Origin of the sequence: Rhodococcus sp. BP-349 (assembly GCF_019835845.1) — a bacterium.
In the GTDB taxonomy this organism is placed as follows: domain Bacteria; phylum Actinomycetota; class Actinomycetes; order Mycobacteriales; family Mycobacteriaceae; genus Rhodococcoides.
In genome coordinates, this window is sequence record NZ_JABUDR010000001.1 from 1672695 (window position 1) to 1685488 (window position 12794).

The following is a 12794-nucleotide window of genomic DNA, read 5'->3' on the forward strand; positions in this document are numbered from 1 at the left end:
CCGCTCAGTCGTCCTTCTTCTCGTCGTCCTCGTGCGTGTCGACGTCGATCGGAGTCGGTGCCACGTCGTCGGACTGGTCCGAGGGCGCCGGCGCGTACCGGGTCTTCTCGTCGTGGACGACGACGGGTGCGTCGTCACCGGGTGTGCCGAGATCGTCGTGGATGCGTTCGGCGATGTCGTTCGCCCCGGGGTCCTCGTCGGACCGTAGTTCGATCTGCTCGTTGATGTAGCGCAGGAGCACCGCGGTGGCCGCGGCGACCGGCACCGCGAGAAAAGCGCCGATGATGCCGAAGATGGAACCACCGGCGGTGACGGCCAGCAGCACGATCGCGGCGTGCAGGTTCATCGACTTGCTCTGCAGGATCGGTTGCAGGACATTGCCTTCGATCTGCTGCACGGCCAGGATGATCGCCAGGACGATGACCGCGGTGGTGAAACCGTTGGCCACCAGCGCGACGAGGACGGCGAGGGCACCGGCGACGAAGGCACCGACGATGGGGATGAAGCCACCGAGGAAGGTGAGCGTCATCAGCACCGGGGTGAGCGGTACGCCGAGGATCAACAGCCCGATGCCGATGAAGATCGCGTCGATCGCGCTGACGATGGCCTGGGTACGGATGAAGCCACCGAGGGTGTCCCACACTCGCCGGAGAACCTCGGCGAGATGGCCACCGGCCTTGCGCCCGGCCAGACCGTGCAGCCAGGGGAGGAACCGCGGGCCGTCCTTGATGAAGAAGAAGCTCAGGACGAGGACCAGACCGAGGGTCACCAGGATCGAGCCGGCGGTGGCGACGCCGGCGAAGACGCCCGAGGCGATCGCCGTGCCGCTGTCCTGCAGCTGGGTGACGATGGCTTCGACGGCGTTGTCGATCTGTTCGTCGTCGAGATTGATGGGCGGGCCCTCGAGCCACTCCTGGACCTGCGAGACACCGAGGGTGGCGCTGTCGGCGAGATCGGGTGCCTGGCTGATGACGGAGGGGACGATGAACGCCACCACGCCGGCCAGCACCGCGAGGAAACCCAGGAGTGTGGTCAGCGCGGCGAGCGCGGGCGGGAACCCGATGCGGCGGAGCAACCTGGTGGGCGGCCAGAGGACCGTCGCGACCACCAGTGCCAGCAGAACCGGGAGCATGATCACCCACAGCTGGCCGACCAGCCAGCCGGCGATCCACAATGCGGCCGAGACGACGAGCAGCACCGCGGACCACTTGGCCAGCCAGAGTCCGCCGGCGCCGAACAGTTCGCTGCGATCACGGCCCGACGGGGAGCCTGCGGAAGTGGTGGGCGCGTTCTCGCTCACGTGTGTCCTCTCGTCTGACGTTGATGCGGCGAACGCAGAGTCGAACGCGCTGTGACTGTACCCGGGAAGCCGTCCTTGCATGCAGGGCGACGGAGGGACTAGCCGATGGTGAGCCCGCGCGCGAGAAGAGCCGTGCGCCACAGGTGCATGGAGGCGTAGGACCGCCAGGGCGCCCAGTGGGCGGTGTCGGACAGATCGATGTCGAGCAGAGCCGCGCCCTGCCTGACCACCAGATCGGTGTCGAGCAGCACGTCGGGATCACCCAGCAGCCGCATCGACACGTAGCGGGCGGTCCACGGGCCGACACCGCGCAGTGCCAGCAGAGCCCGTTCCTGGGTGGCCGCGTCGCCGTCGTGGCGCACGTCCACGGCGCCCGATGCGAGAGCGGCGGCAGTCGACGCGATGGCGGCGACCCGCCGCGCCGGGCCGGTGAGGATCTCGGCGCCGCGTGCGGCGACGGCCTCCGGCGTGGGGAACAGGCGAGTGATGCCGTGTTCGGCCTCGCCCTCGTCGTCGCCCACCGGATCGCCGAGGGCCGCGACGAGCCGGGCGGTGTGCGTGGCTGCGGCACCGAGTGAGATCTGCTGGCCGATCATCGTGCGCAGCAGCACCTCCGCGGGATCGAAGGCGCCCGGCACACGGATACCCGGCGCATCCTCGACGGACGGGCGCAGCGCGGGATCCGCTGCGAGCACCGCGTCGACCGCCGTCGCGTCGACATCGAGGGCCAGCACCCGTCGTACCTTGTCGAGCGCGGTCGGGATGTCGCGTGAGTCCGACGCTCGGGTGTGCACCTCCACGGCGGTGCCCTCGAAGCGGCAGGACACCACCGCGAGCCCGTGGTCGAGTCGTAACGATCGCCGGTAGACGCCGTCGACGAAGGTCTCCATACCCGGCACCGCGTGGCCCGCCAGGAACCACCGCATCCACGCCACGTCGTAGGGCGCGGGGAGGGGCAGTCGGGTCGTCTCGGCGGACCAACGCGGTGATGTCACCCCGTCATGGTGTCAGCAGCAGCGTGCGCCCGGATTCGCGTCCGCCTCGGCATGACGGGCCTTCCAGTACTCGCGCTCGGTGGGCACCGGCTGTCCGGGATGAACCCGGTTCTGATGCTCGACGAAACGCTCGTAATCGTGATCGCCCATGACGGAGGTGATCCACCATGTCGCGGCGCGGACGGACTTCAGTACGGCATTCACGTCAGTGGCCCACCCCGGGTCGACGCACCGTGCCGTCCGCGATGAGAACGTCCCACTCCGCCTGCACCGACTTCTCCGCCTCGGTGGGGAGGAAACCGCTGGGAGCGAACAGCTTCGACGGTACGTCCTCCTCCTCGCTGCTCGGGAGCCCACCGGCTCGGATCGCCTTGAAGCACACGGTGAATCCGGCGAGCGCGACGATGAGGACCAGCACCGCGAAGACGATGGACAGCGTGCCCTGGATGAAGGTGTTGCGGATGACGGCGTCGATGGCCTCCGGAGTGGCGGCGGACCGGAACTCGGTGAGGCCCTGCGACTTCGCTTCCTTGAAGTCGCTGTGCTGTGCCCAGTAGCCGATGGCCGGGACGTCGGAGAAGATCTTCTGGTACGACGCCGTCATGGTGACCACCAGGTCGAAGGCCAGTGGCAGCGCGGGGATCCAGGCCCACTTCAACAGACCCTTCTTCACCACGACGGTCAGGACGACCGTGAGCGCGATGGCGGCCAGCAACTGGTTCGCGATGCCGAACAGCGGGAAGAGCGTGTTGATGCCGCCCAGCGGATCGGTGACGCCCATGAGCAGGATGGCGCCCCAGGCCGCGACGACGACGACCGAGCAGATCCAGGCACCGACGCGCCACGACGGATCGCGGAACTTCTTCGCGCCGCCACCGAGGTTGCCGAGCGAGTCCGACAGCATGAAGCGGGCGACACGCGTGCCGGCGTCGACGGTGGTGAGGATGAACAGCGCCTCGAACATGATCGCGAAGTGGTACCAGAAAGACTTCAGGCTCTCGCCGCCGAAGACCTGGTGCAGCACCTCCGACATGCCGAACGCGAGTGTGGGGGCGCCGCCGGTGCGCGAGATGATCGACTCCTCGCCGACGTCCGTCGCGGCCTGCGACAGCTCGGCCGCGCTGACGTCCCCGCCTGAGAGTCCGAGCCCGTTGACGTACGCCGCGGCGGTCTCGGGGGTTCCCCCGGTGAGCGCGGTGGGTGCGTTGAGCGCGAAGTAGATGTGCTGATCGAGGATGCAGGCGGTGACCAGAGCCATGATGGCGACGAAGGACTCGGTGAGCATGCCGCCGTAGCCGATCATGCGCATCTGCTTCTCCTTCTCGAGAAGCTTCGGCGTGGTGCCCGAGGAGATCAGCGCGTGGAAACCGGAGAGCGCGCCGCAGGCGATGGTGATGAAGAGGAACGGGAAGAGCGAGCCGGAGAACGCGGGGCCGTTGCCCTCGCTGGCGAACGACGTCATGTCCGGCATCTGCAGGACGGGACGAGCGATGAGGATGCCGACGGCGAGCAGCACGATGGTGCCGATCTTCATGAACGTCGACAGGTAGTCACGCGGGGCGAGCAGAAGCCACACGGGGAGGATCGACGCGGCGAGACCGTAGGCGATGAGCAACCACGCGACGGTGACCTTCGACAGCGTGAACCAGTCGGCGCCCCATTCCGTCTCGGCGACCCAGCCGCCCGAGATGATGGCGAGCAGCAGCAGCACGACGCCGATGAGCGAGACCTCGGACACCTTGCCCGGGCGCAGGTAGCGCAGGTAGACCCCCATGAACAGGGCGATGGGGATGGTCAGCGCGATGGAGAAGACGCCCCACGGGCTCTCGGCCAGCGCGTTGACGACGACGAGCGCGAGCACCGCGATGATGATGATCATGATGACGAAGACGCCGATGAGGGCGGCGATACCGCCGACCACGCCCAGCTCCTCGCGGGCCATCTGACCGAGGCTGCGGCCGCGTCGGCGCGTGGAGATCCACAGCACCAGGAAGTCCTGGACCGCGCCGGCGAAGACGACGCCGATGATGATCCACATCGTGCCGGGCAGATATCCCATCTGCGCGGCGAGGACGGGACCGACGAGGGGACCGGCGCCCGCGATGGCGGCGAAGTGGTGGCCGAACAGCACCCGACGGTCCGTCGGCATGTAATCCTTGCCGTTCTCCAGGATCTCGGCCGGCGTCGCTCGATCGTCGCGCGGGTGCACGATGCGGTTCTCGATCAGGCGTGCGTAGAAGCGGAACGCGAAGATGTAGGTGCAGACCGCCGCGACGACGAACCACACCGCGTTGACCTGCTCGCCGCGAATCACGGCGATCACAGTCCAGGCGACGGCGCCGAGCAGGCCGATGATGACGAAGACGATGCGTTTGGGCACCGTCATCGGTGAGCGGTCGACGACGCCCACGGGGGGAAGGTCGTCGTCGGTCTTGAGGAACTCGACGTGCGAGTTCCCCCTGTCGGACACGGCAGTCATCTGCGGGCTCCTGGCATGCGGTGGAGGGGCGGCGATCATCGTGTGATCGCAGTCACTGTAAGCAGACCGACCGACATTTCGTGCGGTTGTGAGCCTGGCGTGTGCGGATCGTTGCGCCGAGCGGTCCGGGACCGGCGCCGAACGTCACGACATGACAACGAGTCCCCACTCGCGCGCCCCGACTGCCTACGATGCTCGTGTGTCAGATCACCCCGAGTACCCGCAGCAGCCGTACACCGGTTCGTCGTACGAGCCCGACCTGACGAAGGGGCCGACGGACACCGGAGCGTTCCCGACCACCGGAGCCTTCCCGCAGCAGCAGCCTCCGAGCTATCCCCAGCAGCAGTACGGCCCGCCGCCGCTGCCGCCGATCAACGCCGGCTGGGCCGCCGCCGCGCTGATCTTCTTCTGGCCGTTGGCGTTCTCGGCGTTCAACCACTCGAGCTCGGTGTTCCCGCGGTGGTCGCTGGGCGACTATCAGGGTGCGCACTACGCGTCGGAACGCACGAAGCAGCTGGGCAAGTACTCGCTCTACATCTTCGTGGGGCTCTTCGCGCTGTTCATCCTCTTCTACGTGCTGCTCATCGCCTTCGCGATCTCGGCGGGATCGGGCACCGACTACACGTACTGACAGGGCGGTCGGGGGCGGCACGTAGACTCTCCTCCCTGTGAGCCTCACCCTCGGAATCGTCGGACTGCCCAACGTCGGCAAGTCCACCCTCTTCAACGCGCTGACCAACAACGACGTGCTGGCGGCGAACTATCCGTTCGCCACCATCGAGCCGAACGAGGGCGTCGTCCCGTTGCCGGATCCGCGGCTGAACGAGCTGGCCAAGATCTTCGGTTCCGAGAAGATCCTTCCGGCGCCTGTCACGTTCGTCGACATCGCCGGCATCGTGAAGGGCGCGTCCGAGGGCGCCGGCCTGGGCAACAAGTTCCTCGCGAACATTCGTGAGGCCGACGCCATCTGCCAGGTCGTGCGCGTGTTCGCCGACGACGACGTGGTGCACGTCGACGGCAAGGTCGATCCCGCCGCCGACATCGAGGTCATCGAGACCGAGCTGATCATCGCCGACATGCAGACCCTCGAGAAGGCGATCCCGCGTCTCGAGAAGGAAGTTCGTACGCAGAAAGATCGCGCCCCGATGGTCGCCGCGGCCAAGGAAGCGCAGACCATTCTCGACAGCGGCAAGACCCTGTACTCGGTGAAGAACACGTTCGACGCGTCGTCGCTGCGTGAGCTGAACCTGCTGACGACGAAGCCGTTCCTCTACGTCTTCAACGCCGACGAGTCGATCCTCACCGACGACGCGAAGGTCGCCGAGCTGAAGGCTGCTGTCGCACCCGCCGACGCCGTGTTCCTCGACGCCAAGATCGAGTCCGAGCTCGTCGAACTCGACGACGAATCCGCGATGGAGTTGCTCGAGAGCATCGGCCAGACCGAGCCCGGTCTGCACGCCCTGGCCCGCGCCGGCTTCCACACCCTCGGACTGCAGACCTACCTCACGGCAGGCCCGAAGGAGTCCCGCGCGTGGACGATCCACCAGGGCGACACCGCACCGCAGGCCGCCGGCGTCATCCACACCGACTTCGAGAAGGGCTTCATCAAGGCCGAGGTCGTGTCCTACGACGACCTCGTCGCCGCCGGATCCATGGCTGCCGCCAAGTCGGCCGGCAAGGTCCGCATCGAGGGCAAGGAATACGTCATGGCCGACGGGGATGTGGTGGAGTTCCGCTTCAACGTATAGGCCCACTGGTGGGGTCCGTGTACCAACTGTTGGTACGCAGCAAACTGGAGGGTGGCTTGAAGAAAGCTGTGGTGCTCGTCGATGCGGCGCATTCCTGGCGAATCCGTTATGCACCTGATAAGTGCGATCGCAGACTTGTCGGATGCTACGCGCGCTAGTCTTTCCGTTCTCAGAGTCATAACAAGCGGGAGTTGATACGTGTCCGTTCGCAAGTGGGTGTACGGGGGGTGCGCGTTTGCAACGATCGCCATGTTCGGCAGCTGCATCAACCACGCGCCTGACGAAGTGGGTGCAGAGGGCGTCACCTCAACAGAGGGCGTCACCTCAACATACAGCCCTCAACCCACCCAAACCCGGACCAAATATCAGGACATATGGGTTGGGAGGGTCCTTTCGTACCCGGAAATCTTCAGCAGCCCACGTCTTGAGATCGAGCTTGAGGACGGCACAACACGCGTTATCGAAGCAGCTCACACACGCCGCCTCTACTGTCGAGGGACTGGTGAGCTCGAGGCCATTGGTGACCGGCTTCGTGAATTGACTCCGATCGGTTCGACGATCACTTTTGTTCGCGGTGCGTCAACTGGTTGGTTCGGGTCCGACGACGACGCCGGCTTCATTCACCTACCGGAGAACGGTCGTGCAGCAACGGTAGAGCCGTTCGGTGACTCGGTCAACGAAATGCTGTTGCGAGAAGGTCGGGTCGATATCGCGGACCCGACCGTCAACCTATCCGTCATGACTGGAAAGGCATTGTCCGCAGCACAATACGAGCGGGCACCAAATGAATCCCCCAATCGAGAGTATTGGTCAGCCCTAGTAGGTGCCTACACAGATGCGTGGGATGGACGGCTCAATATTCAGGCCGATTGCAGGCACGCAGATGATCTCGCCGTCGTCGAACGCGATCAGCGCGACGCTATTGATCGAATCCGGAAAGGTCCGGATGGCTTGTACGGAACCGAAGACGACGACCACAACTTCTATGAGTTTGACATCGACGGCAACCTCAGCATCAAGGTCCCAGAATACTCAAGTGACAGTGGGGGTAGCGGAAGCTCAGGGGGCGGTTGGGGCTCCGGTGGAGGGGGCTTTTGTCGTAGTCGCTGGTGCTGAAAGTCGATGGAACGGCGTCCACGATCCCATTCACGGCCGGTTCTCGCTCACCTTGTCAAAGAGCAAGGTCCGCGTAACGGTTAGGCCTGGCATTGATGGGTCGTTCGTATAGCTTTGACGTCGAGTGTTTGGGGAACCGTGAACGGCTAGCTTAGCTTTGTTGCGGTTTTCCCACCTGAATGTGTTGGGCCAGTTCCTGGCCGCCCACTAATGGGACGTACTTAATTCAAGTCATGGGTCAATGCTATTGAGTAGCTACAGACGCCCAGCAACGAGTTCCGCTTCAACGTGTGACCGCGGTTCAGCGCCAGCCCAGCTCCGGCGCCACATGCGTCAGAACCGACTCGATCAGGTGCGCGCAGTACTCGACGCCCAGCTGGTTGGGCACGGTCAGGAGCAGCGTGTCGGCTGCGGCGACGGCTTCGTCCTTCGCCAGCTCCGCGATGAGCTTGTCGGGTGTCCCCGCATAGGTCTTGCCGAAGCGAGCGATGCCGCCGTCGATGTAGCCGACCTGATCGCCGCTGCCGCCCTCGCGACCGAAGTACGCACGATCCACGTCGTTGACGATCGGGAAGATGCTGCGACTCACGGACACTCGCGGTTCGAACGAGTGACCGACGTCCGACCACGTCTTGCGGAAGCGCTCGATCTGCTCGGCCTGCAGTTCGTGGAACGGCACGCCGGTGTCCTCGCTGAGCAGGGTCGAGCTCATGAGGTTCATGCCCTGCTGCCCCGTCCACTCGGCGGTCGCACGAGTACCTGCACCCCACCAGATGCGCTCGCGCAACCCGTCGGAGTGCGGTTCGAGGCGCAACAGGCCGGGCGGGTTGGGGAACATGGGGGAGGGGTTCGGCTCCGCGAAGCCCTTGCCCTCCAACAGGTCCAGGAAGATGCGCGTGTGCTCACGGGCCATGTCTCCGCTGTCGGTGCCCTCGGCCGGGGCGTAGCCGAAGTAGCGGAAGCCGTCGATGACCTGCTCGGGCGATCCCCGGCTCACACCGAGCTGCAGCCGCCCGCCGGAGATCAGGTCGGCGGACCCGGCGTCCTCAGCCATGTAGAACGGGTTCTCGTAGCGCATGTCGATGACGCCGGTGCCGATCTCGATACGACTGGTCTTGGCACCGACGGCCGCGAGCAGAGGGAACGGCGACGCGAGCTGGTTCGCGAAGTGGTGAACGCGGAAGTACGCGCCGTCTACACCGAGTTCCTCGGCGGCGACCGCCAGGTCGATCGACTGCAGCAGCACGTCCGACGCGGAGCGCGTCTGCGAGTGCGGCGACGGTGACCAGTGCCCGAACGACAGGAACCCGATGTTCTTCATGCACCGGAGAACGCTGAGGGCGCCCGAATATTTCCCTTCCGACGGCTGCCACTGTCGCCTGGCGTGGATCCATGGCTCAAGTGAGACAGGTGCAGGTCACCTTCGATTGCGAGGACCCCGAGCGAGTCGCCCGATTCTGGTGCGAGGTTCTCGGATACGTGGTGCCGCCGACGCCCCCGGGCTTCGCCGACTGGGCGGAGTTCGACCGTTCGCTCCCCGCCGAGAAACAGGGGTCGGCCTTCGCATGCGTGGACCCGAACGGGGTGGGCCCACGGCTGTACTTCCAACGCGTATCCGAGGCGAAGACCGTCAAGAACCGCGTCCACCTCGACGTCCGTGTGGGCGTCGGCATGGTCGGTGACGAGCGCTTCGGGGCTCTGGAAGCGGAATGCGCACGCCTCGTCGACCTCGGAGCCACGCGAGTGCGACTCCTGCCCGCGGGCGACGGAGAAGAGTCCTGCATGGTGACACAGGACGTCGAGGGAAACGAGTTCTGCCTGGACTGACGTCCCGTCAGAACGGCGGTGGGTCGTCGTTGTCGGCGAACTCTCGTCTGCGTCGGTTTCGGGAGCGTTCGGACCGCCGCCGGGCATGCTTGTCCGCCAGGCGAGTTCTTCGCCTGGTCGGTGATGTGCGCGGGGGATCCGGTGGGTCCTGCGCCGGCTGTTCGAAGGTGATGTCGGCGAGTCCGGGGTGCAGGTCGTACCCGTTGTGCGCCGGGCCCGGAATCACGCGTCCCTCGGGTGTGGCGATGGTGGAGACGACTCGTCCGGTGTCCTCGTCGAGGTACTGGTCGTCGACGAAGTCGCCGAACGTCTTCAGATTGTGGTGGAAGCGGCACTTGGCGCCGAGGTTGACGTCGGTCGTCTGTCCACCGGCCGCGGGATCGTCGTGGTCGTACTCGGTGACGTGGTCGAGGTCGCCGGTCCAGACGGCGTTGCTGCAGCCGGGCCAGGTGCAGTACTGATCACGGATGCGCACGAACGTGTCGAGGGCACTGGACGGGCGGTAAGGATCCGCGGGTTGCGAGGCCGGGTTGGTGGCGGCGACCGGCCTCAGAACCGCGTCGGGGCGCGCGGCGAGGTCGGCGACGTGGTCGGCGGAGATGACGCCGTGGCCCGCGAGGAAACCCGGGTTGCCCTGCTGTGCGGAGGCGGTGTCCCCGTTCACGGTGGCCGCGTCGGCGACGACGTGCACGATGACGGTGGTCAGGAGACCGTCCTCGCCGGACCAGCCGGGGGCGTCGCAGTCGTCACGGTCACACTGGCATTCGAAGGGGGTGCGCGTGGCGAGGGCGAAGAGAGCGTCGCTGCGTCGGGCGCCGGCGCTACGCGGGTCTTTCGGGCAGACGCGTCCGGCGAGGTCGTCGACAGCAGCGGCGACGAGGACCGCGTTCTCGGCGGGCATGGTGGCGCACTGATACGCCATGCCGTCGGGTGCGGGGTCGATCCAGAAGCCGCGGTCGTCCTTCGCGCGAGTACGACGCTCGCGGACGGCGTCGGGGTCGTGGCGATAGACGATGCGGTCGACCATGTCGCGCATCCGGCCAGCGGACCAGGAGCCGCGTCGCCGTAGTGCCGCCGCGATCTCGGCATCGACCAGGTGGGCATGGTCGGTGCCGTCGACGAGGTCGGTGCGGGCGATGATGGTGTGGATGTATTTCGGGGTCACGAGGCCGTCGCGGAGGCAGGCGGCAACGGCGGGCAGACGATCTCGCAGGGCCACGGCACGGGCGAGAATGCCCTCGCCTGCGCCCTGGGTGATCGACAGGACTGCGGCGATGCGGGCGGCGCAGTGGGTGGTGGCGTCGAAGCGGCGGCGGTCGGCGGTGTCCAGCGGCGCGACCAGTCGGGTGTGCAGTTCCGCCGCTGCCCTGTAGCGGGTCCATTCGAGGTACGCGGCGCCGGCGGTGGCGTGGGTCAGTGCGCCGAGGACGCCGTCGACCGTGACGTCGGCGAGGTGTCCGGGTAGGCCCATGGCCTCCGGATCGCGCGTCGCCCACCCCTGTTCGAACATGTGTGCGATGGTAGCAGCGGGCACCGACACGAACAGGCCGAGAGGGGCAGAATGCGCACCATGCGAGTCGAGCGCATCACCACCAACCTGCCGGTCGAGGACATCGCCGAGGCGAAGTCGTTCTACACCGATTTCCTGGGACTCGCGGTCGAGGAGTTCGATCTCGGTTGGGTCGCCCGCTTCACGTCACCGGAGACCGGTGCGCACGTACAACTGGTCACGCGAGATGCGACGAGTCCGGTGGAGTCGGCGATGTCGGTTCACGTCGACGACGTCGATGCGGCGTACGAGGAGGCCGTCCGTCGCGGTCACGACATCGTGCATCCGCTCACCACGGAGGAGTGGGGAGTCCGACGATTCCTCGTGCGCGCTCCTGACGGAAACGTCGTGAATGTCGTGATGCACCGGCTGTGACAGTGACTCGTCACCGACATCCGCCGTCCCGTGTGCACGCCTGCAACGACGAGTCTTGACTGAGAGGGACAGATGTTCCCTGCAGTGAGGACTACCGCCATGCTTTCGCTCTGGATCTGGAATCAACCGTGGGTCTGGTCCTCGATCTTCTCGAACCTGACCGACCTTCTCTGACGTAGAGGTCAGCCGACGTCGATACCCGTGGCGTCCACGACCGCGTTCCACAGTGCGTCCCGTGCCTCCGGCGAGTCCCGCCGCCAGGACGGGTAGTGCGTGGGGCGCGGTCGTCTGTCGTGCCAGAACATCCCCGTGGACGCGAGGGCCTGATCGGCGGCCGCGAGCCACACGATGGTGTCGGCTCCGTCGTCGGCCGTGCGGAGGATGGGCTTCATGACCGAGCCGAACATCGGAATGGAGTCCGTGACGCCGGGTGTGGCCGCCCACCCCGGGTGCATGCTGTGCACGACGGGATCGTCGGGCCCGGTGAGGCGCTCCGCCAGTTGCTCGGTGATCACCACCTGCATGCGTTTGGTGCGGGCGTAGGCAGTGAGGCCCGAGTAGTCGCCGTGAGCGAACTCGACGTCGGTGGTCTGCAGCGGCACCGGATACATGCCGCCGCTGGAGACGAACACCACGCGGGACCCCGCGTCGAACAGCTCGCGTAGCCCGATCGTGAGCGCCACGGGCCCGAGCACGTGGGTCGCGAAGGCCATCTCGTGCTTCTGTGTCGTCTCGGTGCGCTCGGGCGGCATGACGCCGGCGCAGTGCACCACCGCGTGGATCGACGTCAGCTGAGCGGTCAGTGTGGTGACCAGCCCAGCCACCGCATCGAGGTCGCTCATGTCGCACTCGTGCGCGACGAGCTCCGCGCCGGGCACGGTGTGGCGGATCTCGGTCGCGGAGGCATCGAGCCGACGCGCCGAGCGCCCGACCAGGTGGACCCGCGCACCGAGGACGGCCAGTTGCCGGGCGGCAGCCGCTCCGAGACCCGAGCTGCCGCCGGTGACGATCACGTCGATGGGGGCGGGGAACGGGGCCGGATCGGCCGCCCAGAATCGGCGACGGACGGCCGACCCGATACGGGAGTAGCCGGGCACGACCGTCCGGTCGAGCGCCTCGTCCAGCACTCCTGTCAGAAAGTTCCCCACCGCGACCACTAGGCGGGAGGACCGTCGGTGCGGTCGCTGTTCTTCTCGCCGATCGCGTCCTTGGCCTTGTCCAGCGCGCCGTCGATCTGGGAGTCGTGGCCGGCGAACTTCTTCTTCGCCGCGTCGCCCGCCTTGTCCAGGGCCTGTTCGACCTTTTCCTCGTTCTGGTCGAGCTTGCGCTTGATCTCGCCGAAGTTCACCATCGGTCGTCCTCTCGTTGATCGTGTGAGCTGCAGTTCGAGGCTACCCACTGGCGG

General features: G+C 66.5%; 13 protein-coding genes. 5 read left to right on the plus strand and 8 right to left on the minus strand.

All coding sequences use genetic code 11. The features are described 5' to 3' along the window. Positions 1-4 precede the first annotated feature (4 nt). The 4 genes from HQ325_RS07955 to HQ325_RS07970 form a co-directional block, all read right to left on the minus strand. On the minus strand, positions 5-1300 hold the full coding sequence (locus HQ325_RS07955) for an AI-2E family transporter (RefSeq protein WP_308014300.1): 1296 nt from the start codon (positions 1298-1300) through the stop codon (positions 5-7). 98 nt (positions 1301-1398) lie between these two features. Continuing rightward, positions 1399-2295, minus strand: coding sequence for an AlkA N-terminal domain-containing protein (locus HQ325_RS07960; protein ID WP_308014301.1), 897 nt, complete (start codon positions 2293-2295; stop codon positions 1399-1401). 12 nt (positions 2296-2307) lie between these two features. After that, positions 2308-2487, minus strand: coding sequence for a YbdD/YjiX family protein (locus HQ325_RS07965; RefSeq protein ID WP_042573677.1), 180 nt, complete (start codon positions 2485-2487; stop codon positions 2308-2310). A 13-nt stretch (positions 2488-2500) separates the two neighbouring features. Beyond that, entirely contained in the window at positions 2501-4774 is a 2274-nt protein-coding gene (locus HQ325_RS07970; protein WP_222627888.1) for a carbon starvation CstA family protein, read from the minus strand. 199 nt (positions 4775-4973) lie between these two features. Between HQ325_RS07970 and HQ325_RS07975 the strand changes: the two genes are divergently transcribed. The 3 genes from HQ325_RS07975 (at position 4974) to HQ325_RS07985 (ending at position 7638) form a co-directional block, all read left to right on the plus strand. Further along, positions 4974-5405, plus strand: coding sequence for a CD225/dispanin family protein (locus HQ325_RS07975; protein ID WP_308014302.1), 432 nt, complete (start codon positions 4974-4976; stop codon positions 5403-5405). Between the two features lie 37 nt (positions 5406-5442). Beyond that, complete coding sequence (ychF, locus tag HQ325_RS07980) at positions 5443-6522, plus strand: redox-regulated ATPase YchF (RefSeq protein ID WP_222627892.1); 1080 nt, start codon at positions 5443-5445, stop codon at positions 6520-6522. A 198-nt stretch (positions 6523-6720) separates the two neighbouring features. Continuing rightward, positions 6721-7638, plus strand: a complete 918-nt coding sequence (locus HQ325_RS07985; protein WP_222627894.1) for a hypothetical protein — start codon at positions 6721-6723, stop codon at positions 7636-7638. Between the two features lie 301 nt (positions 7639-7939). On the opposite strand, the gene HQ325_RS07990 is transcribed toward HQ325_RS07985, so the two are convergent. Continuing rightward, the gene (locus HQ325_RS07990; protein ID WP_222627896.1) at positions 7940-8959 is read right to left on the minus strand and encodes an LLM class flavin-dependent oxidoreductase; all 1020 of its coding nucleotides are present in this window, start codon (positions 8957-8959) and stop codon (positions 7940-7942) included. 71 nt (positions 8960-9030) lie between these two features. On the opposite strand from HQ325_RS07990, the gene HQ325_RS07995 reads away from it, so the two are divergent. Continuing rightward, positions 9031-9465 (plus strand): VOC family protein, encoded by a 435-nt coding sequence (locus HQ325_RS07995; RefSeq protein ID WP_222627898.1) that lies wholly within the window; start codon positions 9031-9033, stop codon positions 9463-9465. 7 nt (positions 9466-9472) lie between these two features. Here the strand turns inward: HQ325_RS07995 and HQ325_RS08000 are convergent, their stop codons facing one another. Then, complete coding sequence (locus HQ325_RS08000; protein ID WP_222627900.1) at positions 9473-10975, minus strand: DUF222 domain-containing protein; 1503 nt, start codon at positions 10973-10975, stop codon at positions 9473-9475. 60 nt (positions 10976-11035) lie between these two features. Between HQ325_RS08000 and HQ325_RS08005 the strand changes: the two genes are divergently transcribed. Then, positions 11036-11389 carry a VOC family protein gene (locus HQ325_RS08005; protein WP_222627902.1) on the plus strand — a complete coding sequence of 118 codons (354 nt, stop codon included), beginning with the start codon at positions 11036-11038 and terminating at the stop codon, positions 11387-11389. Positions 11390-11571: 182 nt separating this feature from the next. Here the strand turns inward: HQ325_RS08005 and HQ325_RS08010 are convergent, their stop codons facing one another. Both HQ325_RS08010 and HQ325_RS08015 read right to left on the minus strand, forming a co-directional pair. After that, entirely contained in the window at positions 11572-12537 is a 966-nt protein-coding gene (locus HQ325_RS08010; protein ID WP_308014303.1) for an SDR family NAD(P)-dependent oxidoreductase, read from the minus strand. Between the two features lie 8 nt (positions 12538-12545). Next, the gene (locus HQ325_RS08015) at positions 12546-12740 is read right to left on the minus strand and encodes an antitoxin (protein ID WP_037183861.1); all 195 of its coding nucleotides are present in this window, start codon (positions 12738-12740) and stop codon (positions 12546-12548) included. Positions 12741-12794 lie beyond the last annotated feature (54 nt).